We start from the raw sequence: 22077 nt of genomic DNA on the forward strand, positions 1-22077 counted from the left end.
GGCCGACGGGGACAGGGAGCAGGGGACATGGGCGGACGTGCGGCCCTTCTCGGGGCGTTGATCATCGGGCTGGCCGTGACCACGGGGGCGGCCGCGCAGGCGGCGCCCGCCACCGGATCGGTCGACCCGGTCGTGCCACCCGCGGGTGAGGCGGTGCCTCCTCCGATCGACTGCCGCCCCTCCGCCGAACACCCGCGCCCGGTGATCGTGCTGCCCGGCGCCGACGGAGGCACGTCCGAGACCGCGGACCAGTGGGCGACGATGACGTCGGCGCTGCGCGGATCGGGTGCGTGCACCCTGCTGTTCCAGGGCGGTGTGGTGGACGGCCGACGATGGGCGGGCAACATCCCCGACGAGGCCGTCCAGCTTGCGGAGTTCGTCGCGTCGGTACAGGCGGCCACGGGTGCCGACGCGGTCGATCTCGTCGCGCACTCGGCGGGCACGGTCGTCTCGAACTACTACCTGAAGGTGCTCGGCGGTGCGCGGAACGTGGCGCATGCTGTCTTCCTGGCGCCGGAGGGCCGGGACTGCGACGGCGCGGGCTTCGTCGCGGCATACGGCATCGACGATCCGCCCGCCACGCCCGTGCAGGTGTTGCGGGCACTGCCCTTCCTGCCGCCGCTGCTCGGGCACGTCTCGCCGGACCTGGCGGTCGCCCTCCAACTGGCGCCCGGCTCGGAGGTGTACACGAAGGTGTTCGTCGACGGACCCCTCACGCAACCGGGCGTCGACTACTCCGTCATGGCCACCGAGCGCGACGAGATCGCCACGCCCGCCCCGACGTGCTCGTTCATCACCGAACCCGGTGTGACGAACACGCTGTTCGAACAGGTCTACCCCGAGGCGCCGGCGGTGGACCACTCGAGCCTGCGGTCGAGCCCTCGGACGGCCGAGTGGGTGTTGGAGCAGCTGCAATGATCGCGCGACGGTCCCTAATGCCACAGGTCCGCGTGGTCGCGTGTTCGCCTGCTGGAGAGCGTGTTCGAACCTCAGGCCGAGCCGGCGTACCTCACCACGGCCTGCTGGTGCTGAGGTACGCGGCCATCTCCTGACTCTGTTGGCGGTGTGCGCGCCGGTGCTGTGCCCGCACGTCGCCGGTCTCGTTGAGTTTGCGTTCCTCGTCGGACTCCGGGACCACCTCGGGGACCCGGGTGGGCAATCCGGCGTCGTCGATTGCCACGAAGGTGAGGAACGCGGTGGCGGCGATACGGCGGTCGCCGCTGCGCAGATCCTCCGCGGTCACCTTCACGAACACCTCCATGGAGCTGCGCCCGGTCCAGGTGACGTACGACTCGAGGCACACCGAGTCCGAGGGCCGGACGGGTGCGAGGAACGCCACAGAGTCCGTCGACGCGGTCACGACGGATGCGCGGCTGTGGCGGGTCGCGGAGATCGACGCGGTCATGTCGATGTCGCTCATCAGTCTTCCGCCGAACAGCGTGTTGTGATCGTTCACGTCGTTGGGAAAGACCCTGCTGGTCTTGACGACTCGTGATTCGCGGCATGGTTTCGCCTGCACGATTGCCCTTTCGCTCATTGCGGTCGTCGGGATCTCCGCAGGCCGCACCCCTTCCAGCCTACGAGTTCGTGCCTCGGCCCCGGGCTCCCCGGCGAGTGGGGATCGGTGGGAGGTAAGGGCGTCCTCGGTGACCTTCGACACAATGTGGCGAAGTCACGATCCGGTCACGCTATGGTTACGTCAGCGCTGGCCGCAGCTGATCTCGAATCGCTGCGGTCAGTAGTCGTTTCCGGACCTTTTCATCCGGGTTCCGGTGGCCGCTCCGAGGACCGCGTCCCGCATCCGCCGCCCCGAGTCGGCCGTCGCCAGCCTGCCCATCGCCCGCGATCCGCGCACAAGCACCCGGGTCCGGCGACGGCGGGCCCGGTCGTAGCGGCGCAGCGCGGTGGGCACGTCGGGACTCTCGGTCAGGGCCCGGCCGAGGGTGACGGCGTCGACGATCGCCTCGCAGGCGCCGCGTCCCAGGTTGGGCGCCATCGCGTGGGCCGCATCCCCGATCAGCGCGACGTTGCCGCGGACGTAGGACGGCAGCGCGGGGGAGTCGTACAGGTCGTGGTGCAGCAGGGCGGATTGGTCGAGTCGGTCGAGCACGTCTCGCACGCCGACGTGCCATCCGCCGAACCTGTTGCGCAGAAACGGGATTCCTCCATCTGGGGTGCCGGGTTCGATGCGGACCGCGGCGAAGAAGTTGGTCAGGCCGCCGTCGCGCGGGCTGATGCCGAACAGTGCGCCGGCGTCCCAGGTCTCGGTGGTTGTCGTGGCCTCGCCGGGCGCCCACCCGCGCCACGCGCTCATTCCCAGCGGCCGGGCCCGGTAGCGCGGGCCGAACAGCGCGTCCCGGGTGCGGCTGCCGATCCCGTCGGCGCCGATCACGACGTCGGTGTCCGCGGGGATGCCGTCGACGGTCGTCGAAAGCTCGAGCACGCCCGCGTGGAGCGGTTCGGCGAGGGTGCGCAGCAGTGCCGGCCGCGACACCAGCACGGTCGCGCCGCCCGGGACGCGCAGTCGCGCGATGGTGGATCCGTCGGGGCGCAGGATCGCGCCGGAGGTCTGCGCGACGCCGAGTGCGCGAATGCGGTCACCGAGACCGAGGGTGTCGAGGGCGTGCTGCGCCCGCGGCCACATGCCGAGGGCGGTGCCGCTGGAGGGGAGCGAATCGGATCGCTCCAGCACGCGTACCTCCCAGCCGGCCCGAATCAGGTGGTTCGCCGCGGTGAGGCCGCCGATGCCTCCGCCGACGATCGTCGCCGTTCCTCGCATATCCTCACGGTACTACGGATGTAGTGAGCGCCACTACTGATGTAGTGAGGGCCACTACCGCTGTAGTGTTCGGGTATGGCAGGCAACCGTGATCAGGCACTGGACGCGGCGATCGACCTCCTCGGCGCCCGCGGCCTCCGGGGCCTGACCCATCGGGGCGTGGATGCGGCGGCGGGGCTCCCGCAGGGGTCGACCTCGAACTACTTCCGGACCCGGGACGCCCTGGTCGGCGCGGTCGTCGCGCGTCTGGTCGAGCGGGACCGCGAGGACTGGGCGGCGCTCGGATCTGCCCGCCTGCCCGCGACGGTGACCGAACTCGCCGACGGGCTGACCGGATACGTGCTGCTGGCCACCGGCCGCGACCGGCTGCGCACGGCCGCCCGGTTCGCGCTGTTCGCGGCCGCCATGACCGATACCGCGGTGGCCGAACCGATCGGCCGTGGCCGCGCCGAACTCGTCGAGTGGGGGACCACCATGCTGGCCATGCTCGGCGCCCCCGACCCGGGGAGGCACGCCGTGATCCTCACCGACTACCTGGACGGTGTGATCCTGCACAGATTGACCGGGCACGAGTCGGTGTCGGAAGAAGTGCAATTCGACCCGCGGGCGGGAATTGTTACGGTCCTCGGCGCGGTCTTCGGGTCCGGATCGGGCCGGATGTGACCGGAAGAACTTCGGGATAGCCCCACGTCAACGCTATAAAAGGCTACCCTTGGTTGGCACTGCCCATGGGTTCTGAATTATCGTTTTCGGAACATGCTGGACACACAACAGTCCAGAGGGCCACTCGGCTGAGCCGGTGACGGACGGGTAACACCCCGTGCGATCGACCGCGGCGAGGCGAGTGGGCGCGCCGATCCGACGCTGTGTCGGCGCTCGTTCTGCCACGTGATGGCCATCAGCGTTGCTGGTCGTCTGTGCACTTTCACGCACACGAAGGCTAGGTATGAAGCAATTTCCAGGCCACAGGTCTCACGGACCCCAGGGCCTCTATGACCCCGCGAACGAGCACGACGCGTGTGGTGTCGCGTTCGTCGTCGACATGCACGGTCGTCGCAGCCGCGACATCGTCGACAAGGCCATCACCGCGCTGGTGAACCTCGAGCACCGCGGCGCTGCCGGTGCGGAACCGAACAGCGGCGACGGCGCCGGCATCCTGTTGCAGGTCCCGGACTCGTTCCTGCGCGCGGTCGTCGACTTCGAGCTGCCCGCCGAGGGCGCCTACGCGACCGGCATCGGCTTCCTCCCGCAGGGCGCCGCGGCCGCCGACGAGGCCGCCACCGGTGTCGAGCGGATCGCCGTGGAGGAGGGCCTGACGGTTCTCGGCTGGCGTGAGGTCCCCACCGACGCATCCTCGCTCGGTGCGATGGCCCGTGACGCGATGCCGACCTTCCGGCAGCTGTTCCTGGCCGGACCCGACGCCTCGATCACCGGCATGGACCTCGAGCGCAAGGCCTACGTGGTCCGCAAGCGCGTCGAGCACGAACTCGGCGACGGCGGCTCCGGCGAGGGTGCCACCGGCCGCGAGTCGGTGTACTTCCCCAGCCTGTCCGGGCAGACGTTCGTCTACAAGGGCATGCTGACCACGCCGCAGCTCAAGAGCTTCTACCTCGACCTGCAGGACGAGCGGATGGAGTCCTCGCTGGGCCTGGTCCACTCGCGCTTCTCCACCAACACCTTCCCGTCGTGGCCGCTGGCGCACCCGTTCCGCCGCGTCGCGCACAACGGCGAGATCAACACCGTCACCGGCAACGAGAACTGGATGCGGGCCCGTGAGGCGCTCATCGAGTCCGACGTGTTCGGCGAGGGTGCGCTCGAGAAGATCTTCCCGATCTGCACCCCGGGTGCGTCCGACACCGCACGTTTCGACGAGGTGCTCGAGATGCTGCACCTCGCCGGCCGCAGCCTGCCGCACGCCGTGCTGATGATGATCCCGGAGGCGTGGGAGCGGCACGAGTCGATGGACCCGGCCCGCCGCGCGTTCTACGAGTACCACTCCGCGCTGATGGAGCCGTGGGACGGCCCGGCGTCGGTGTGCTTCACCGACGGCACCGTCGTCGGCGCCGTGCTGGACCGGAACGGCCTGCGCCCCAGCCGCATCTGGGTCACCGAGGACGGCCTCGTCGTGATGGCGTCCGAGGTCGGCGTTCTCGACATCGACCCGGAGAAGGTGGTCGTCAAGACCCGCCTGCAGCCGGGCCGCATGTTCCTCGTGGACACCGCGCAGGGCCGCATCGTCTCCGACGACGAGATCAAGTCGGAGCTGGCCGCCGCGCACCCGTACCAGGAGTGGCTCGACGCCGGCATGGTCCACATGGAGGACCTGCCCGAGCGTGAGGTCCTGCACATGAACCACGAGCGCGTGCTGATCCGTCAGCAGGTGTTCGGGTACAGCACCGAGGAGCTGAACATCCTCCTCGCGCCGATGGCGAAGACCGGTGGCGAGGCGCTCGGCTCGATGGGCACCGACACCCCGATCGCGGTGCTGTCCTCGCGGTCGCGGCTGCTGTTCGACTACTTCCAGCAGCTGTTCGCGCAGGTCACCAACCCGCCGCTGGACGCCATCCGCGAGGAGGTCGTCACCAGCATCGGCGGCAGCCTCGGGCCCGAGGGCGACCTGCTCAACCCGGGACCGGACTCCTGCAAGCTCCTGAGCCTGCCGTCGCCGATCCTGCACAACGACGACCTGTCGAAGCTGGTGCACGTCAACGACGACGGCAAGTTCCCCGGCTTCCGCTCGGTGGTCATTCCCGGCCTGTACCGGGTCGCGGACGGCGGCGCAGGCCTGCGTGCCGCGCTCGACAGCATCCGCTTCCAGGTCTCCGAGGCCATCGCGGGCGGCGCGCGCATCATCGTGCTCACCGACCGCAACTCGAACGAGACGTTCGCGCCCATCCCGTCGCTGCTGCTGACCTCGGCGGTGCACCACCACCTGGTGCGCGAGCGGTCCCGGACCAAGGTCGGTCTGATCGTGGAGGCCGGTGACGCCCGCGAGGTGCACCACATGGCCACCCTGATCGGTTTCGGTGCCGCCGCCGTCAACCCGTACATGGCCTTCGAGTCGATCGAGGACATGATCGAGAGCGGCGCGCTCACCGACGTCACCTACGACAAGGGCGTCGCGAACTACATCAAGGCCGCGGGCAAGGGCGTGCTCAAGGTGATGTCCAAGATGGGCATCTCCACCCTCGCCTCGTACACCGGCGCGCAGCTGTTCCAGGTCATCGGCCTCGGGCAGGAGCTCGTCGACGAGTACTTCACCGGCCTGAACTCGCAGCTCGGCGGCATCGGTCTCGACGAGATCGCGGCCGACGTCAAGGTCCGTCACCAGAACGCGTACCTGCCCCGCAAGGAGGAGCGCGCGCACCGCGAGCTCGAGGTCGGCGGCGAGTACCAGTGGCGTCGTGAGGGCGAGTACCACCTGTTCAACCCGGACACGGTGTTCAAGCTGCAGCACGCCACCCGCACCGGCCAGTACTCGATCTTCAAGGAGTACACCAAGATGGTCGACGACCAGTCCGAGCGACTGGCGTCCCTGCGCGGCCTGTTCAAGTTCAAGTCCGGTCTGCGCGAACCGATCTCGATCGACGAGGTCGAGCCGGCCAGCGAGATCGTCAAGCGGTTCTCGACCGGCGCGATGAGCTACGGCTCCATCTCGGCCGAGGCCCACGAGACCCTGGCCATCGCGATGAACCGCCTTGGCGCACGGTCGAACTCGGGCGAGGGCGGCGAGGATCCGCGGCGTTTCGAGGTCGAGGAGAACGGCGACTGGCGCCGGTCCGCGATCAAGCAGGTCGCGTCCGGTCGCTTCGGTGTCACCTCGCACTACCTGACCAACTGCACCGACATCCAGATCAAGATGGCGCAGGGTGCCAAGCCGGGTGAGGGCGGCCAGCTGCCGCCGCACAAGGTGTACCCGTGGGTCGCCGAGGTGCGCGGCTCGACGCCGGGCGTCGGCCTGATCTCTCCGCCGCCGCACCACGACATCTACTCGATCGAGGATCTCGCGCAGCTGATCCACGACCTGAAGAACGCCAACCCGCAGGCCCGCATCCACGTGAAGCTGGTCTCCGAGGTCGGCGTCGGCACCGTCGCCGCGGGTGTGTCCAAGGCACACGCCGACGTGGTGCTGATCTCCGGTCACGACGGCGGCACCGGTGCCTCCCCGCTGACCTCGCTCAAGCACGCGGGCGCCCCGTGGGAGCTCGGCCTCGCCGAGACCCAGCAGACCCTGCTGCTCAACGGTCTGCGCGACCGGATCGTGGTCCAGGTCGACGGTCAGATGAAGACCGGCCGCGACGTGATGATCGCGACGCTGCTCGGCGGCGAGGAGTTCGGTTTCGCCACCGCGCCGCTGGTGGTCTCCGGCTGCATCATGATGCGCGTGTGCCACCTCGACACCTGCCCCGTCGGTGTCGCTACGCAGAACCCGTTGCTGCGCAGCCGGTTCACCGGCAAGCCGGAGTTCGTGGAGAACTTCTTCCTGTTCATCGCCGAGGAGGTGCGCGAGCTGCTCGCCGAGCTGGGCTTCCGCACCCTCGAAGAGGCGGTCGGTCAGGTCGACGTGCTCGACACCACCGCGGCGGTCGAGACCTGGAAGGCGTCCAAGCTGGACCTGTCGCCGATCCTGGCGCAGCCCGAGACCGCCTTCCCGGACCAGGACCTGTACTGCACCGGCACCCAGGACCACGCGCTCGACAAGGCGCTGGACCAGGAGCTGATCGTGCAGGCCCGGCCCGCGCTGGACGGCGGCACCGCGGTGCAGATCGAGTCGAAGATCACCAACGTCAACCGCACGGTCGGCACCATGCTCGGCCACGAGGTGACCAAGGCGTACGGCGCAGAAGGACTGCCGGACAACACGATCGACATCACCTTCACCGGGTCGGCGGGCAACAGCTTCGGCGCGTTCGTGCCGAAGGGCATGACGCTGCGGCTCAACGGCGACGGCAACGACTTCGTCGGCAAGGGCCTGTCGGGTGGTCGCATCGTGGTGCGTCCGCCGCTGCAGACGGCGGACGGGTTCGTCGCCGAGGACAACATCATCGCCGGCAACGTGATCCTCTTCGGCGCCACCGGCGGCGAGGCGTTCCTCCGCGGCGTCGCGGGTGAGCGTTTCGCGGTGCGCAACTCCGGCGCGACCGCGGTCGTCGAGGGTGTCGGCGACCACGCCTGCGAGTACATGACCGGTGGCCGGGTGGTGATCCTGGGCAAGACGGGGCGCAACTTCGGTGCGGGCATGTCCGGCGGCGTGGCGTTCGTCTACAACGCCGACAAGTCCTTCGAGGCGAACCTCAACACCGAGCTGGTGGATCTCGAGGACCTCGAGCACGAGGACTTCGCCTGGCTCAAGGGTGTCGTGGAACGGCACCGGGACGAGACCGGTTCGGAGGTTGCCGCGCGCATCCTCGCGGACTGGTCGCAGCAGGTCAATCACTTCGCGAAGGTGATGCCGCGCGACTACAAGAAGGTGCTCGTGGCGATCGACACCGCGAAGAAGAACGGAACGAACGTGGACGAAGCGATCATGGAGGCAGCTCGTGGCTGATCCGAATGGCTTCCTCAAGCACACCTCCCGCGAGACCCCGGTCCGGCGGCCGGTGCCGCTGCGCCTGATGGACTGGAAGGAGGTGTACGAGGACTTCGACTCGAAGACCCTCCGCACCCAGGCCAGCCGCTGCATGGACTGCGGTATCCCCTTCTGCCACAACGGTTGCCCGTTGGGGAACCTGATTCCCGAGTGGAACGACCTGATCTACAAGGATCGGTGGCGCGAGGCGTTCGACCGGCTGCACGCGACGAACAACTTCCCGGAGTTCACCGGGCGGCTGTGCCCGGCCCCGTGCGAGGCGTCCTGTGTCCTGGGCATCAACCAGGATCCGGTCACCATCAAGCAGGTCGAGGTCGAGATCATCGACCGCGCCTTCGACGAGGGCTGGGTCAAGCCGATCCGCACCTCCAGCCTGACCGGCAAGAAGGTCGCCGTGGTCGGCTCCGGCCCGGCCGGCCTGGCCGCCGCGCAGCAGCTGACCCGGGCCGGTCACACGGTGACGGTGTTCGAGCGTGCCGACCGCATCGGCGGCCTGCTGCGCTACGGCATCCCCGAGTTCAAGATGGAGAAGCGGCACATCGACCGTCGCCTGGTGCAGATGGAGTCCGAGGGCACCGTCTTCCGCACCGGCGTCAACGTCGGTGTCGACATCACCGCCGAGGAGCTCAAGGCCCAGTTCGATGCTGTCGTGCTGGCCGGCGGCGCCACCGAGGCGCGCGACCTGCCGGTCCCCGGCCGCGAGCTGGACGGCATCCACCAGGCGATGGAGTTCCTGCCGATCGCGAACCGGGTGCAGCTCGGTGATCTCGACGCCCCGACGATCACGGCCGAGGGCAAGAAGGTCGTCATCATCGGTGGCGGCGACACCGGCGCCGACTGCCTGGGCACTTCGCTGCGGCAGGGCGCGGAGATCGTGCACCAGTTCGAGATCATGCCGCGGCCGCCGGAGGCCCGCGCGGACTCCACCCCGTGGCCGACCTACCCGCTCATGTACCGGGTGTCGTCGGCGCACGAGGAGGGCGGCGAGCGGGTGTTCTCCGTGAACACCGAGCAGTTCGTCGGCGAGAACGGCAAGGTCACCGCGCTCAAGGCCCACGAGGTTCAGATGGTGGACGGCCGCTTCCAGAAGGTGGAGGGCTCGGACTTCGAGCTCGAGGCCGACCTGGTGCTGCTCGCCATGGGCTTCGTCGGTCCGGAGAAGCCGGGTCTGCTCACCGACCTCGGTGTCGACCTCACCGACCGCGGCAACGTCGCCCGGTCGGACGAGTGGGCCACCAACGTCCCGGGCGTGTACGTGGCCGGTGACATGGGTCGCGGCCAGTCCCTGATCGTGTGGGCCATCGCGGAGGGCCGCTCGTGCGCGGCCGCCGTCGACGCCTACCTCGAGGGCGGGCAGACCTTCCTGCCGTCGCCCATCAAGCCCACCGCCGCGCCGCAGCGGTAGGAATACCGCCGGTCAGCGTCGCCCGGCATCGCTCCAGCAACCCGCCGTCCCGGTTTCTCCGGGGCGGCGGGTTTTGCTTTGTCCAGGGCCCGGACGTCACTGTCATTCAATTGGACGAAAGTCCAGATGGTTTGGACGAATGTTCAGCAAACGCCTGCCGTGATCTACTCGTAACCGCTACGCTCCCGTGCTGAGATGTGACCGTAATCACACACGTGGGCCGCCTCCCGGGTTGGTCCGCCGAGGAGGTAGCAGTGCGGTTTTCCCTGCCCCGTCGCCTGGCGACACCCACTATCGCGGCACTCGCCGCAGCCGGGCTCGCGCTCGGCGTCACAGGCGGCGTGGCCGCCGCAGACGAGACGGCGCCGCCGCCCGCTTCGTCGGGAGACAAGACGGCCGACAACCTCCGATGGAACCTGAGCCTGTCCGCCGTGAACGGTGCGACGGTCGACCCCGCCCAGTCGGGCGTCAACGTCGTCCATCCCGGTGACACCGTGACCTTCAGCGCGAAGATCTGGAAGAACAGCAGTGTCGACCGGTACATGACCGCGATCCGGCAGATCCAGCCCGCCGGCTTCACGTACCTGTCGAACACGATCAGCCGGCTGTCGACCGTCACCGACGAGGGTGCGGCGGGCGTCAAGGCGGTGTGCACCGGGAGCGGCTGCGACTCCGTGCCGATCCTCGGCACCAAGGGCTACAAGAACGCCGTGAACTTCGATGTCACCTACAAGATCCCCACGACACAGGCATTCGGCGACTACCAAGCCGGTTTCGTGTTCGACGTCTACACGTTCCAAACCCAGCAGGGCAGCAGCACGGCGGGCGCATGGGTGCGCGTCGTCGACCCCAGCGTGAACACCAGCACCACACTGCAGGCCCCGGCCACCGCGAAGACCGGTGAGGCGGTCACTCTGACCGCCAACGTCGGCCCCGCGAACGCGGTCGGCACCGTCCAGTTCAAGGACGGGAACAACAACATCGGCGCCCCGGTGGCCGTCTCGGGTGGCAACGCCGTCTTCTCGCACACCTTCGACACCGTCGGTGCGCACTCGGTGACCGCCGCCTTCACGGCCGGTGCCGGATTCCACGACTCGGTGTCGGCCGCGCAGACCGTCGACGTCTCCGCGGACACCACCACAACGCTGACCGCGCCCGCCTCGGCGACCGTGGGTGAGGACGTCACCCTGACCGCGAACGTCGGTCCGGCCGGGGCCACCGGCACCGTGCAGTTCAAGGACGGCACCGCGAATCTCGGTGCCCCCGTGGACGTCGTCAACGGTCAGGCCAGCCTGACCCGCTCCTTCCCCGAGGCCGGCGGCCATGACATCACCGCCGTCTTCACCGGCACCGGTGGCTACCTCGACTCCGTCTCCAGCGCCTCGCAGTTGACCGTTTCCGACGCCGACTTCGGTACCACGACCACCGTGCTCGAGCCCGTCACCGCCGTGGTGGGCACTCCGGTGAACCTGTCCGCGACCGTCTTCCCGATCCCCAGCGGCGGCGACGTGACCTTCAAGGTCGACGGCACCCCGGTCGGCACCGCACCGGTCGGCACCGGTGACGGCGTCGCGGTCCTGCCGCACACCTTCGCTGCCGCGGGCAGCGCGAACGTGGTCGCCGAGTTCACCGGCACCGCCGGATTCACCCCGTCGACCTCGGCCGCGTTCACCGTCACCGTGAGCAACCCGGACACCCGTGCGGCAACGTCCACTGCGCTCGCCGTCTCCGGCAACGCGGCCGTCGGGCAGACGGTGACCCTCACCGCCACGGTCGACCCGGCCAACGCCGACGGCACCGTGCAGTTCAAGGCCGGCACCACCGAGATCGGCGCCCCGGTCGCCGTGGTGAACGGCGTCGCGACGCTGACCCACACCTTCGACGCGGAGGGGACCTACGCGGTCACCGCCAACTTCGTCGGCGGCAGCGGGTTCAAGGACTCGGTGTCCGGTCCGACCGTGCTCACCGTGTCCGCCGCGGGCACCCCTGGTGGCGGTGGAACGGGTAGCGCCGACTTCGGTTCGCTGACCGACCTCTTCAGCTCCTGAGACTTCGGCCGGGGCCCGGGTGATCGGACCCCGGGCCCCGGCCGACTCACCAGTTGCCCTCATTCATCCGTAGGAGAACTCGTGCAAAAGAAGAGAATTCGCGGGATGGTCACACCCCTGGGGGTCGGCGCCCTCGCCGGCGTCACCATTCTCGCCGGGGTACCCGCCCAGGCCGCCCCCAATACGGTCACCTTCAACAACACCTGTCTGGCGACCCCGTCCGCGGTCGCGGGTCCGCAGAGTCAGACGCAGGAAGCCTCGATCGTCGTCGACGCCCCGGCGTCCGTGAACGCGGGCGAGGAGTACGACGTCGTGGTCACGGCTCCGCCGCTGACCATTCCGAACTCGAACTCGGGTTCGGCGCTGCAGAGCGTGTCCCGGGTCAAGGTCGACATGGAGGTGCCGCAGAACGCCCAGGTCATCGGCAGCGAGATCGTTCCGGGCACCAGCTCCGGACTCAGCGGTGTCGCCCCGAACCTGCTGCGGGTCAACGAGAACGGCGTCGTCGATGCGAACGGCACGATCCTTCGGCTGTCCGGCAACAACCAGGTCATCGGCAACAGCCCCACAGCGAGCAAGAGCTCCCGAGGTGGCATCGTCGCCCTGGCACAGTCCGGCGCGAACACCGTGTTCCAGCTGCCCCAGGTGAAGGTCCGGCTGAAGGCAGGCGCCTCGGGCACGGTGGACGTCAAGCTCCGTTCCGCAGGCGACGCCGGGCTCTACGGCAACGACAAGAACTACCTGACGTTCCTGCCGGAGGCGACGCTCCTGATCACCGCGTGGGCGCCGACCCAGTGCAGTCCGCGGGACTCCTCGACGGCGCCGCTCAACTCCGGGGCCGGCCCGCTGGCCAGCACGAGCATCGTGGAGGCGGACAAGCAGACGACCACCACGGTGGTGGCACCGGGCGCCGTCAAGAACGGCGACTCGGTCACCCTGACCGCCAACGTCAACCCGGCCGCGAACGGTGGCACGGTCCAGTTCTCGGTCAACGGTACGGCGATCGGCGGTCCCGTGGACGTCGTCGGCGGCGCGGCCAGCACGACGCACACCTTCGACACCGACGGCGACTTCACCGTCACCGCTGTGTACTCCGGCACGCAGGGCTTCGAAGGATCGACCTCCGCCCCGAAGACGATCAATGTCAGCACCGACGACATCGCCACCAGCGTCGCGATGACCGCGCCCGACAAGGCCTACGTCGACCAGGACGTCAACCTGCACGCGCAGGTCACGCCCGCGGTCCAGGGCGGCACGGTCGAGTTCACGATCAACGGTGGTGACAAGGTGACCGGCACGGTCGGCACCGACGGTGTCGCGGTCGCGCCCTACAAGTTCACCGGCACCGGCACCCACAGCGTGGTCGCCCGGTACTCCGGTGCCGAGGGGATCGCACCGTCGGTCGCGCCCGCCTTCCCGGTCAGTGTCACCGTGGCCCCGCCCGCGGATGTCCAGACGACCACCACTCTCGCGGCGGTCGGCACCGTCGCGAAGGGGCAGCCGGTCACCCTGACGGCGACGGTCGATCCGACGAATGCCAAGGGCAAGGTGCAGTTCAAGCTCGGTAACACGCCGCTCGGTGCACCGGTCGATGTGGTGAACGGGGTTGCGACGCTACCCACGACGTTCGCCAGTGCCGGCACGTTCAGCGTCACCGCGGAGTTCGTCGGTGCGCCCGGTTTCATCGACTCGGACTCCGAGCCTCAGACGCTGACCGTCCCCGGTGACACCGATCCGGGCGGCGGAACCGGCAGCCTCGACAGCCTGTTCGGGGGCCTCGGCTCCTCGCAGTAGCCGGCCGAGCCTTCGCGATCCACGTGGCCACCCGGGCACCGCGCCCGGGTGGCCACGGTCGTCCTACACGCCGGCGCTGAGCGCGACGCTCAGTGGAATCACGGTCAGGAAGATCACCGCCACGACGAACAGGCCGATCACCAGGGCCCGGTTCCAGCCGCCGCGGGCACCGCTGGCGGCGGTTACGAACAGCACGAATCCGATACACACGGATCCGATGGTGAGCAGTACCGAGGAGTCGACCATGCCCCGATTCTGCCCCGGGCCGCGGCGGCCGGGCCGCCGGGTCGTTCACCGTCGGTCGATCGTGGTATTTCTGGTGCTTCACCTCGCTGCCGGACGTCGCCGCGGGGTAACGTTTCTTTACCGCTTGTGCATCTTTTCGACACATCCCGATGCGACGATCGCCGCGTCGTTTCGGGAGTGGCAGGAACTAGGGGGTCGGGAGTATGGGGCTGAGGAAGTTCGTGGCGATGGCGTCGGCAACCGTCGCTGCGAGTGCGGGATTGCTGGTCGGTGCCGGTGCAGCGCAGGCGGATCCGGCGTGCCCCGACCTGTATGTGGTTGCGGTCCCGGGCACCTGGGAGACCGGTGTCACGCCGGACAAGAACAGCGGCGGCGGCATGCTCGCGGACGTCACCGACCGCCTGCGGGGAGCCGACATCCAAACGGACTACGTGCGCTACGTCGCGACGGCGTTCCCGTGGGAGGGCGAGGTGTACGGCGCCTCCCGGCAGCAGGCCACCAACAATGCCCGCGGCATGCTCGAGGCGATGCAGTCCCGCTGTGGCAAGACCCGCTTCGGGATCATCGGCTACAGCCAGGGCGCCGACGCGGCGGGTGAACTCGCCAACGAGATCGGCACCGGGCTCAGCTCGATCCGTCCGGAGAAGGTGGCGGCCGTCGGGCTGCTGTCCGACCCGAAGCGGTCGCCGACCGACGTCCTGATCGGACCGTGGGTGCCGGGCAGCGGCGCCGGCGGACCGCGTCCCGGCGGGTTCGGCTGGCTGAGCGACCGGACCGTGACCTTCTGCGCGCCGGGTGACCTCTACTGCTCCACCGAACCCGACGACTTCGTGACGCGAATGGCCGGCTTCGCGGCGACGAACTCCGACCCGGGATCGTCGGACTCGCCGGACTACGCCCCGGAAGCCGGCGTGATCCTGGGTGACCTGGCCGGGGCCGGTGGCATCCCGGCGCTGCAGAACCAGCTGACCGACGAGGCCAACCTGCAGCGGGCCGGCCAGATGGCGAAGTTCTACGGCTCGGGCGCGCACCAGAACTACCAGGGCTACAGCGTCGACGCCGCGGGAAACACCCCGACGGCCTGGCTCGCCGGCTGGCTGCGCGACAAGGCCTGACCGACACGTTCGATCGAAGCGGCCGGATCCACTGGATCCGGCCGCTTTTTCGTGGCGATCCGATTGGCGCGGCAGAATGGTCCGGTGTTCCGTTTCGGCCGGTCCAGGAAATCCGATGACTCACCTGCCATGTATGAGCCGCGAGAGCTGTTGCGCGCGTTCGAGCGTCACGCGACGCGAGAGGTACGTCCGAACTCGGGTGAGCTCCTGATCGTCATCCCGCTGAGCGACGACAGCACCCTGGAAATCACGGTCCCGGACCCCTCGGCGGACTGGATCGACTCGCGCGTGCGGGGGCTCTGCACCTCTCTGGGTGCGATCGATCGACGGGCCCAGCGCATCCTGCGCGGCGAGTTCACCGTCGGGTGGGTCGAACTCGACTCGGCGGACCACGGCATCGTCGACTACTGGGCCATCGGCCTCAACAGCGAGTACCCCATCGACATCTCCTGGGGCGGAGACGGCTGGCAGGAGTCGGCGACCTAGGGCATGCCTCCCAATCCCCATTTCGGCGCCTCTGGCGCCCAATCGCCGCCCCGCTGCGTTGTCGTCGGCGCCGATACAACAGCCGTATCGGCTTCTCCTCCGCCTTACGAGACGACGATTGCTTCGCCAGATGCATCCGAGAGGGATCAGGAGACACGCCCTAGCCGCCCCGCGGTGCCGGGATTCGTCGTCCCTGCTGGTCTGCCGGTACACGATGGTGCCGCGGCACCGCTCGCGTGCAGCAAACGGTCCGGTGGGGCGGGTGTCGGCGCGACTTCCTCGCCCACCCCACCGGACCTGGGCCAGGTGGTTATGAACCGAAGAAGATCTCGGTCGGAATCTCAGCCTGCGGGAACTGCTGATGGAACTGCTGGATCTGCGGTGCGAACTGCGGGTACCGCTGCTTCAGCTGCTGGACGTGCTGCTCCAGCTGCTGGTTCTGGCCCTGGTTCTGGCCGGGAATCTGGTTCGGGCCCTGACCCTGGTTCTGGCTCTGTCCCGGTCCCTGGACGGGATCGGCGCTGGCGACACCCGCTCCGATCCCGACCGCCGCAAGTCCGAGGGTGCCGACGGCGGCCGCTTTGATCAGTAGTGCCTTCACGGGTGTACCTCCTGGTCGACGGCGAATGCTCGTCGTGTGAAACGGGTCTGTCCTGACACGATCCATCATCGAGGAGCTCGCTGACCTGCAGGTGTGCAGAGCCTGACAGGTTGCTGGAAGCCGCTGTGCTGCAGTACATCACCTGCACAGCGAAGCATCTGGGCGGTCCGGGTGCGATGGCGCCGGCCGGCTTGTCCGCATGCGGCGGCACGTGTCCGGGCGGATCCGACCCGGCAACCGCCCGGCGAGGAGCACCCGGTGTCGCAGGTAGGTTGTGCCGTCGTGGATGACTCGGTACCGACCGGTTTCGACGGCGTCGAACGCAATCATGTTCGCCCCTTGTTGAAGGGACTCGGCTTCCGGAAGCGGGCGCTGGTCTTCACCCGTGTCAGAGACGGGCTGACCGATGTCGTTACATTGCAACGCTCTTCGGGCAACTCTGGTGGCCACGTGCGGTTCTACGTGAACTGCGGCGTCTACTCCACGGAATTCGCCGCCGCGATCGGTGACACGGTCACCGAACGTCCGAGGGAGGTCGACTGCCAGTTCCGGTGCCGGCTGGACTCCCTCGTCCCGGGGGCCCCGCAGTGGTACGAGATCGACGACGCAGCGGCCGCCGAGCCGATCGGGACCGCGCTGGCCGCCGCGCTGGAGACGGCGGCATCCGCGCTCGCTGCCGTCAGCACGTCCGACGAGGTCGCGGACCGGATCAGCCGCGGCGTCGCGACCGAGGCATTCCGCTACCGCGTCGCCACCGGAAACTGGGAGTCGGCGCGGGAAATCTACCGTTCCATTCGGGCCGAGTTCGGTACGGAGGACCGGTGGCCCAGGATCGACGCGATCCTCCGGAGCCACGTTCCGGAAGCGACACTCGCGCTGATCGTGGAGCCGGTTCAGCCGTTGTAGACGGTCGACGACCGGTGCTCGTACCAGCGGGCGAGCTGCTCGCCTCCGCTGAGGACGAGGACGACAGCATTCTCTGGAAGCGCACCGACATGCGCCGCGACGTCGGGGAGGTGCGGCGATGGACATTCCCGCACCGAAGGCGCACTGCGCGGTGGACGCTCCGGCATCGGAGGGATGCTGCAGCAACTGATCTCGGTTGTGCACACGCGACGGCGCCCCGTCCCCTGAGCGGGGACGGGGCGCCGTGGTGTCGTGTGTCAGCTGCCGAAGAACGGTGCCGGTGCCGGTGCCGGCTGGGGCTGGGGGAGCGGGGCGGGGTGGTTGAAGCCGCCGAAGTTGGGGATGTTGTTGACGAAGTGGTTGATGTCGGTGATGTTCATGTCTTCATTTCTATCGGTGGAGTCTGGCTGAAAGTGTGGGACCAGCTGGCAGTGGCCTGGCAGGTTGTTCGTGTCATCTGTTGCAGTAGAACGTGTTTGGGGTGGCATTCGCCACTGGGTGACGTGGGGGTGTGGCCGGTTGGTGTGCTGGTCCGGTGTGGATGTGGCAGAAGGCGTCCCGTGGTGGTTGCCGGGACGCCTTCTGGTGTGAGTTGGTCACTCACGGCTGTGTCGAGCTGTGACGTGTGCTCGTAGACAGTGGGATAACGAGTTTTCGTTGTGTCAGCTGCCGAAGAACGGTGCGGGCGCGGGTGCGGGCTGGGGGTGGGGGAGCGGGCTGGAGTGGTTGAAGCCGCCGAGGTTGGGGATGTTGTTGACGAAGTGGTTGATGTCGGTGATGTTCATGTCTTCATTTCTATCGGTGGAGTCTGGCTGGAAGCGTGGCGTGACCTGGTAGTGGCCTGGCAACGAAATCCTGTGATCTGTTGGAGCAGAAAAGATTCGGAGTGAGCCTCGTCATCCGATGTGGTGCGGCCTTCCGGTCGACCCCGCGCCATGACCGATCTGTTGACCATGGCGCCCGCACGGCAGAAGCGCCCTGCGGCAACGTGTGACGGTTGCGGCAGGGCGCTTCTGGTGGGTGGTCACTCACGGGTTTGCGGCGACGCGACTCACCGTAATGCCGTGTATGACAGAGTGTCTCGCTTTGTCAGCTGCCGAAGAACGGTGCCGGCTGGGGCTGCGGGTGCGGCTGGGGCTGCGGCTGGGGAAACGGAGCGGGGCCGAAGCCGCCGGGGATGTTGTTGATGATCTGGTGGAAGTGGTTGATGTCCATGTCTTCCGTTCTACCGACGGAGTCTGGCCGAAAGTGTGGGGAAACCTGGCAATCGTCTGGCAGTGATCGTCGTGTGGCCTGTTGCGGTGGAGCGGTTTTCTTGTGTCCGGCCTCACAGAAACGCCCCCGCCTCGGGGAGGTGGCGGGGGCGTTTCCGGAGGGGGACCGGCTGTGATCAGTGGAAGAACGGTGCCGGCTGAGGATGCGGCTGCGGCTGGGGCTGCTGCGGGAACGGGCTGCCGAAGCCGAAGCCGTTGAAGAAGTTGTTGAAGGCCTGGGGGAAGTGGTTGAAGTCCATGGGTGTATTTCTACGGGCGAAACCTGGCCGTGGGTTGGCAGCAACCTGGCAAACGGCAGTCAGTCACGTGGGTGGTCTGCCAGGCTTGCCGGGCGCGGTCGCGGTCCGGCTAGACCGAGACCGGCGCGGGGGCCCGCTTCGCCAGCCGTGCGGCGATGGCCGCGCACACGAGCAGCTGCATCTGGTGGAACAGCATGAGCGGCAGCACGATCAGGCCGATCGGCTGGCCGGGGAACAGGACCGTCGCCATCGGCAGGCCCGTCGCGAGGGACTTGGTGGAACCGCAGAACAGGATCGCGGTGCGGTCCTCGTACGTGAAGCCGAGGCTCCGCGAGCCGTACCAGGTCAGCGCCAGGACGATCGCGAGCAGCACCGCGCACACGCCGACAAGCGCGAGGAGTCGGCCGACGGACACCATCGACCAGATGCCCTCGTTCATGCCGCGGCTGAACGCGACGTACACCACCAGCAGGATCGAGCCGCGGTCCACCAGCTTGAGCGGCTTGCCGTGCTCCTTGACCCAGCCGCCGACCCAGCGGCGCAGCAGCTGCCCGGCGGCGAACGGGACCAGCAGCATCAGCACGATGTCGAGGACCGCGGACCCGCTGAACGTGACGCCCTGCGTGGACATCGTCAGCGCCACCAGCAGCGGGGTGACGAAGATGCCGAGCAGGCTGGACGCGCTCGCCGAGACCACCGCGCCAGGGATGTTGCCGCGGGCGACGGACACCAGGGCGATCGCGGACTGCACGGTCGACGGCAGCAGGCACAGGTACAGCAGTCCGAGGTACAGCGGGTCGGTGAGCACGGACGGCACCAGCACCTTCGCGGCGAGCCCGAGCAGCGGGAACACCACGAAGGTGGTCGCGAGGATGGTGGCGTGCAGGCGCCAGTGCCTGAGGCCGTCGATCGCCTCCTGGGTCGACAGCCGCGCGCCGTAGAGGAAGAACAGCAGGCCGATGGCGATCTTCGCTGCCCACGCGACGGTGTCGAGGGCGATCCCCTGTGCCGGGACCAGCGCCGCGAGCGCGACGGTGGTGAGGATGGCGACCAGGAACGGGTCGAGCCGGCCCAGCAGGGGGATCTTCGAGAGCATCACCCGACGGTAACGGGCAGGTCACTCATTCGCGAACTCGATAGCCATGATTTCAGCGATCACGAATCGTGATCGACGTGGTTGGATGGTGGGGTGTACGAGCCGATCCAGTTGCGCAGCTTCCTGGCCGTGGAGCGTGAGGGCGGCTTCACCGCCGCCGCGCGGCGCCTGGGCCTGCGCCAATCCACCGTCAGCCAGCACGTCGCGAAGCTCGAGCAGGCCGTCGGCCGACAGTTGTTTCTCCGGGACACCCACGGCGTGGAACTGACCGCGGACGGATCCGCGATGGTGGGGTTCGCGCAGGACATCCTCGATCGGCACGACGCCGCCGAGCAGTACTTCGCCGGGTCCACCGTGAGCGGACGCCTTCGGTTCGGTGCGTCGGAGGACCTGGTGCTCTACGAACTCCCCGAGATCCTCGCCGAGTTCCGGCGCGGCCATCCCCGGGTCGACCTCGAGCTCACCGTCGGTCTCAGCGAGGACCTGCACCGCCGGCTCTCGGACAACGACCTCGATCTGATGTTCGGCAAGCGGCGGCCGGGGGAGCAGCACGGGGAACTGATCTTCCGCGACCGTCTCGCCTTCCATGCCGCGCCGGGTTACGCGCTGGACGGCGAGGGCCCCGTCCCGCTGGTCACCTACCCGCCGCCGTCGCTGACCCGGGAGGCGGCCCTGGACGTCCTGCGGCGCAGCGGTCGTGGCGCCCGGATCACCTGCACCACCGACAGTCTCAACGGCCTGCGCGCCGCCGCCCTCGCCGGTCTCGGTGTCGTGCTGCACGCCGAGAGCATCCCGCCGCCAGGACTCGAACCTGTTCGCGGACAGTCCCTCCCGGATGCCGGGGACATCGAGTTCGTGCTGGTGTCGCGCCGCACGATCCTGAGCGAACCGGAATCCGCTTTGCGCGCGGCGATTCTAGCGAATGCGGACCGGCTGCGGGCGCGGAGCGCCCGGCGCTGACGCGCGGCGCCGGAAGGTCCCGGGAGTTGCCTGCTCCCGGGCCTTCGTCACTTGGTCAGACCGACGATTCGGCCGGAACGACGTCCGGATACGCGGCCCGGTACCAAGCGATCTCGTCGTCGCTCAGTGTGCCGAGCTCCATGGCGCGACGGCCCCAGTTCTTGATCAGATCGATGAACTCGGGCGGGCTCGACCAGTCTTCCTCGGATTCGAAGAGCCCGTTCCCTGCGTACTTGAGCACCGACACGTTGTCCGCGCCCATCTCCGATCCGTCCCCGGGATCGCGCATCAGGTTGTTGAGCTTGACCACCACGACACCGTTGACCTCGTCGATGAGGTGCCAGTACTCGGGGAATGTCATCGCCGAGCCCGGAAACCCGGCAAGGGTGGGCTCGGCCCACGCCCAGATGGCGTCCTTTCCGTCGAGCCATCCGGCCATCATGTCGAGGTACTTGGCGTCGGGGGTGAAGCAGTCGACGAAGGCGCGCCAGCTGCCATCCCCCGACGCCGCTGCACTCACCGCGCCGTACCACTTCTGAAAGGCGTCCTCGAGTTCTTCTCGGCTCCATTTGTTCGGGTCTGTACCGGCCATGTGTCCCAATCCTTTGATCCGACTTCTTGTGAACGGCTTTCGCCAGACAAGTAACTGTTGGCGCCGGACAGTGTGCTGGGTCACACACGGGTGGAGAGCAGACCCTCCCGATGAACGGGAGGGCGGCCGCGGTGAGGGGGTTCGTGACCGGACCGCATCGGTCACGGGCGTTGCCGTTGCGGTAGAACAGGATCCGGGAGGCCGACGTCGTATTCGATCGGAAGGTCGGCGGTCGGTCCATCCCGAGTCGGGTGCTGCAGGTAAACGTTGATCCGGATCTCGTCGGCGCGCCCCGGACGTGGTGATCAGTGGGGGCCTGCTGCTCGGCCGACCGAGCTAGCCGAACCTGCGTAGGTAGATCACCACAGCGGCCGTGTACGAGACGACGAGGATGCCAGCGCACCAGGCGAGCGCAACCCAGATGTCGGAGCCCGCGGGGTTGCCCGCGAGGAGGTCGCGGATCGCGTTCACGATCGAGGTCACAGGTTGGTTGTCGGCGAACGCCCGTACCGGTCCGGGCATCGACTCGGTGGGAACGAACGCGGAGCTGACGAACGGCAGGAAGATGAGCGGGTAGGCGAACGCTCCCGCGCCGTCCACCGAGCTCGCCGAGAGGCCCGCGATCACGGCGAGCCATGTCAGCGCCAGCGTGAAGAGGATCAGAATGCCTGCGACCGCGAGCCAGCGGATCACCTGCGCCACCGACAGCCTCAACGGTCTGCGCGCCGCCGCGCTGGCCGGGCTGGGGGTGGTGCTGCACGCCGAGAGCCTTCCCCCTTCTGGACTCGAACCCGTTCGAGGGCAAGGACTTCCGGAAGCAGGGTCCATCGAGTTCGTCCTGGTGGCGCGCCGGACCATGCTCACCGAACCCGAATCCGCGCTGCGTGCCGTCATTCTCGCCAACGCCGACCGGCTCCGGGCACGCAGTCGTAGGCGCTGACCCGAG

21 protein-coding genes and 2 pseudogenes are annotated in these 22077 nt (G+C 68.4%); 11 read left to right on the forward strand and 12 right to left on the reverse strand.

The window, feature by feature from the left end; genetic code table 11:
* Positions 1-27: 27 nt before the first annotated feature.
* On the forward strand, positions 28-918 hold the full coding sequence (locus tag ACWDUM_RS10155) for an esterase/lipase family protein (protein ID WP_450133859.1): 891 nt from the start codon (positions 28-30) through the stop codon (positions 916-918).
* 91 nt (positions 919-1009) lie between these two features.
* Here ACWDUM_RS10155 and ACWDUM_RS10160 read toward each other — a convergent pair whose 3' ends face one another.
* On the reverse strand, positions 1010-1537 hold the full coding sequence (locus tag ACWDUM_RS10160) for an acyl-CoA thioesterase (protein ID WP_450133860.1): 528 nt from the start codon (positions 1535-1537) through the stop codon (positions 1010-1012).
* A 198-nt stretch (positions 1538-1735) separates the two neighbouring features.
* The gene (locus ACWDUM_RS10165) at positions 1736-2779 is read right to left on the reverse strand and encodes an FAD-dependent oxidoreductase (protein WP_450133861.1); all 1044 of its coding nucleotides are present in this window, start codon (positions 2777-2779) and stop codon (positions 1736-1738) included.
* A 75-nt stretch (positions 2780-2854) separates the two neighbouring features.
* Between ACWDUM_RS10165 and ACWDUM_RS10170 the strand changes: the two genes are divergently transcribed.
* The 5 genes from ACWDUM_RS10170 to ACWDUM_RS10190 all read left to right on the forward strand — a co-directional run bounded on the left by ACWDUM_RS10170 (position 2855) and on the right by ACWDUM_RS10190 (position 13616).
* The gene (locus ACWDUM_RS10170; RefSeq protein WP_450133862.1) at positions 2855-3442 is read left to right on the forward strand and encodes a TetR/AcrR family transcriptional regulator; all 588 of its coding nucleotides are present in this window, start codon (positions 2855-2857) and stop codon (positions 3440-3442) included.
* Between the two features lie 283 nt (positions 3443-3725).
* Complete coding sequence (gene gltB, locus ACWDUM_RS10175) at positions 3726-8327, forward strand: glutamate synthase large subunit (protein WP_450133863.1); 4602 nt, start codon at positions 3726-3728, stop codon at positions 8325-8327.
* On the forward strand, positions 8320-9774 hold the full coding sequence (locus tag ACWDUM_RS10180; protein ID WP_450113916.1) for a glutamate synthase subunit beta: 1455 nt from the start codon (positions 8320-8322) through the stop codon (positions 9772-9774). The genes gltB and ACWDUM_RS10180 overlap by 8 nt, the downstream gene beginning before the upstream one ends.
* Positions 9775-10028: 254 nt before the next feature.
* On the forward strand, positions 10029-11822 hold the full coding sequence (locus ACWDUM_RS10185; protein ID WP_450133864.1) for an Ig-like domain-containing protein: 1794 nt from the start codon (positions 10029-10031) through the stop codon (positions 11820-11822).
* 105 nt (positions 11823-11927) lie between these two features.
* Complete coding sequence (locus ACWDUM_RS10190) at positions 11928-13616, forward strand: Ig-like domain-containing protein (protein ID WP_450133865.1); 1689 nt, start codon at positions 11928-11930, stop codon at positions 13614-13616.
* A gap of 63 nt (positions 13617-13679) precedes the next feature.
* Here ACWDUM_RS10190 and ACWDUM_RS10195 read toward each other — a convergent pair whose 3' ends face one another.
* Positions 13680-13862, reverse strand: coding sequence for a hypothetical protein (locus ACWDUM_RS10195; RefSeq protein WP_450113919.1), 183 nt, complete (start codon positions 13860-13862; stop codon positions 13680-13682).
* A gap of 203 nt (positions 13863-14065) precedes the next feature.
* On the opposite strand from ACWDUM_RS10195, the gene ACWDUM_RS10200 reads away from it, so the two are divergent.
* Entirely contained in the window at positions 14066-14977 is a 912-nt protein-coding gene (locus tag ACWDUM_RS10200) for a cutinase family protein (RefSeq protein ID WP_450133866.1), read from the forward strand.
* Positions 14978-15106: 129 nt separating this feature from the next.
* Positions 15107-15463, forward strand: coding sequence for a hypothetical protein (locus tag ACWDUM_RS10205; protein ID WP_450133867.1), 357 nt, complete (start codon positions 15107-15109; stop codon positions 15461-15463).
* Between the two features lie 310 nt (positions 15464-15773).
* Here the strand turns inward: ACWDUM_RS10205 and ACWDUM_RS10210 are convergent, their stop codons facing one another.
* Positions 15774-16064, reverse strand: coding sequence for a hypothetical protein (locus tag ACWDUM_RS10210; protein ID WP_450133868.1), 291 nt, complete (start codon positions 16062-16064; stop codon positions 15774-15776).
* Between the two features lie 282 nt (positions 16065-16346).
* Here ACWDUM_RS10210 and ACWDUM_RS10215 point away from each other — a divergent pair, with 282 nt between their 5' ends.
* Complete coding sequence (locus ACWDUM_RS10215) at positions 16347-16970, forward strand: DUF4304 domain-containing protein (RefSeq protein ID WP_450133869.1); 624 nt, start codon at positions 16347-16349, stop codon at positions 16968-16970.
* On the opposite strand, the gene ACWDUM_RS10220 is transcribed toward ACWDUM_RS10215, so the two are convergent.
* The 6 genes from ACWDUM_RS10220 to ACWDUM_RS10245 form a co-directional block, all read right to left on the reverse strand.
* Positions 16958-17137 (reverse strand): hypothetical protein, encoded by a 180-nt coding sequence (locus ACWDUM_RS10220; RefSeq protein WP_450133870.1) that lies wholly within the window; start codon positions 17135-17137, stop codon positions 16958-16960. The genes ACWDUM_RS10215 and ACWDUM_RS10220 overlap by 13 nt on opposite strands.
* A 90-nt stretch (positions 17138-17227) precedes the next feature.
* On the reverse strand, positions 17228-17350 hold the full coding sequence (locus ACWDUM_RS10225; RefSeq protein WP_450133871.1) for a hypothetical protein: 123 nt from the start codon (positions 17348-17350) through the stop codon (positions 17228-17230).
* A 282-nt stretch (positions 17351-17632) separates the two neighbouring features.
* Positions 17633-17755 (reverse strand): hypothetical protein, encoded by a 123-nt coding sequence (locus tag ACWDUM_RS10230; RefSeq protein WP_450133872.1) that lies wholly within the window; start codon positions 17753-17755, stop codon positions 17633-17635.
* A gap of 304 nt (positions 17756-18059) precedes the next feature.
* Positions 18060-18185: a hypothetical protein gene (locus ACWDUM_RS10235; protein WP_450133873.1), complete on the reverse strand. Its 126-nt coding sequence runs from the start codon at positions 18183-18185 to the stop codon at positions 18060-18062.
* A 175-nt stretch (positions 18186-18360) separates the two neighbouring features.
* The gene (locus ACWDUM_RS10240) at positions 18361-18483 is read right to left on the reverse strand and encodes a hypothetical protein (protein WP_450133874.1); all 123 of its coding nucleotides are present in this window, start codon (positions 18481-18483) and stop codon (positions 18361-18363) included.
* A gap of 109 nt (positions 18484-18592) precedes the next feature.
* Positions 18593-19579: a bile acid:sodium symporter family protein gene (locus tag ACWDUM_RS10245; RefSeq protein WP_450133875.1), complete on the reverse strand. Its 987-nt coding sequence runs from the start codon at positions 19577-19579 to the stop codon at positions 18593-18595.
* Between the two features lie 93 nt (positions 19580-19672).
* Between ACWDUM_RS10245 and ACWDUM_RS10250 the strand changes: the two genes are divergently transcribed.
* Complete coding sequence (locus ACWDUM_RS10250) at positions 19673-20539, forward strand: LysR family transcriptional regulator (protein ID WP_450133876.1); 867 nt, start codon at positions 19673-19675, stop codon at positions 20537-20539.
* 55 nt (positions 20540-20594) lie between these two features.
* Here the strand turns inward: ACWDUM_RS10250 and ACWDUM_RS10255 are convergent, their stop codons facing one another.
* Together ACWDUM_RS10255 and ACWDUM_RS10260 are read right to left on the reverse strand one after the other, a co-directional pair.
* Complete coding sequence (locus ACWDUM_RS10255) at positions 20595-21131, reverse strand: nuclear transport factor 2 family protein (protein ID WP_450133877.1); 537 nt, start codon at positions 21129-21131, stop codon at positions 20595-20597.
* A 336-nt stretch (positions 21132-21467) separates the two neighbouring features.
* Positions 21468-21830: pseudogene (locus tag ACWDUM_RS10260) on the reverse strand (ABC transporter permease); the annotation flags it as partial.
* Here ACWDUM_RS10260 and ACWDUM_RS10265 point away from each other — a divergent pair.
* A pseudogene (locus tag ACWDUM_RS10265) lies at positions 21817-22071 on the forward strand (LysR family transcriptional regulator); the annotation flags it as partial. The pseudogenes ACWDUM_RS10260 and ACWDUM_RS10265 overlap by 14 nt on opposite strands.
* Positions 22072-22077 lie beyond the last annotated feature (6 nt).

The organism is Rhodococcus sp. NPDC003322, assembly GCF_053589555.1.

What these genes read in the sequence shown, in the direction of transcription:
- ACWDUM_RS10155 (WP_450133859.1), top strand. Translation starts at nt 28, where the DNA reads ATGGGCGGACGTGCGGCCCTTCTCGGGGCGTTGATCATCGGGCTGGCC.
- ACWDUM_RS10160 (WP_450133860.1), bottom strand. Translation starts at nt 1,537, where the DNA reads ATGAGCGAAAGGGCAATCGTGCAGGCGAAACCATGCCGCGAATCACGA.
- ACWDUM_RS10165 (WP_450133861.1), bottom strand. Translation starts at nt 2,779, where the DNA reads ATGCGAGGAACGGCGACGATCGTCGGCGGAGGCATCGGCGGCCTCACC.
- ACWDUM_RS10170 (WP_450133862.1), top strand. Translation starts at nt 2,855, where the DNA reads ATGGCAGGCAACCGTGATCAGGCACTGGACGCGGCGATCGACCTCCTC.
- gltB (WP_450133863.1), top strand. Translation starts at nt 3,726, where the DNA reads ATGAAGCAATTTCCAGGCCACAGGTCTCACGGACCCCAGGGCCTCTAT.
- ACWDUM_RS10190 (WP_450133865.1), top strand. Translation starts at nt 11,928, where the DNA reads ATGGTCACACCCCTGGGGGTCGGCGCCCTCGCCGGCGTCACCATTCTC.
- ACWDUM_RS10195 (WP_450113919.1), bottom strand. Translation starts at nt 13,862, where the DNA reads ATGGTCGACTCCTCGGTACTGCTCACCATCGGATCCGTGTGTATCGGA.
- ACWDUM_RS10200 (WP_450133866.1), top strand. Translation starts at nt 14,066, where the DNA reads ATGGGGCTGAGGAAGTTCGTGGCGATGGCGTCGGCAACCGTCGCTGCG.
- ACWDUM_RS10205 (WP_450133867.1), top strand. Translation starts at nt 15,107, where the DNA reads ATGTATGAGCCGCGAGAGCTGTTGCGCGCGTTCGAGCGTCACGCGACG.
- ACWDUM_RS10220 (WP_450133870.1), bottom strand. Translation starts at nt 17,137, where the DNA reads ATGCCGGAGCGTCCACCGCGCAGTGCGCCTTCGGTGCGGGAATGTCCA.
- ACWDUM_RS10225 (WP_450133871.1), bottom strand. Translation starts at nt 17,350, where the DNA reads ATGAACATCACCGACATCAACCACTTCGTCAACAACATCCCCAACTTC.
- ACWDUM_RS10230 (WP_450133872.1), bottom strand. Translation starts at nt 17,755, where the DNA reads ATGAACATCACCGACATCAACCACTTCGTCAACAACATCCCCAACCTC.
- ACWDUM_RS10235 (WP_450133873.1), bottom strand. Translation starts at nt 18,185, where the DNA reads ATGGACATCAACCACTTCCACCAGATCATCAACAACATCCCCGGCGGC.
- ACWDUM_RS10240 (WP_450133874.1), bottom strand. Translation starts at nt 18,483, where the DNA reads ATGGACTTCAACCACTTCCCCCAGGCCTTCAACAACTTCTTCAACGGC.
- ACWDUM_RS10245 (WP_450133875.1), bottom strand. Translation starts at nt 19,579, where the DNA reads ATGCTCTCGAAGATCCCCCTGCTGGGCCGGCTCGACCCGTTCCTGGTC.
- ACWDUM_RS10255 (WP_450133877.1), bottom strand. Translation starts at nt 21,131, where the DNA reads ATGGCCGGTACAGACCCGAACAAATGGAGCCGAGAAGAACTCGAGGAC.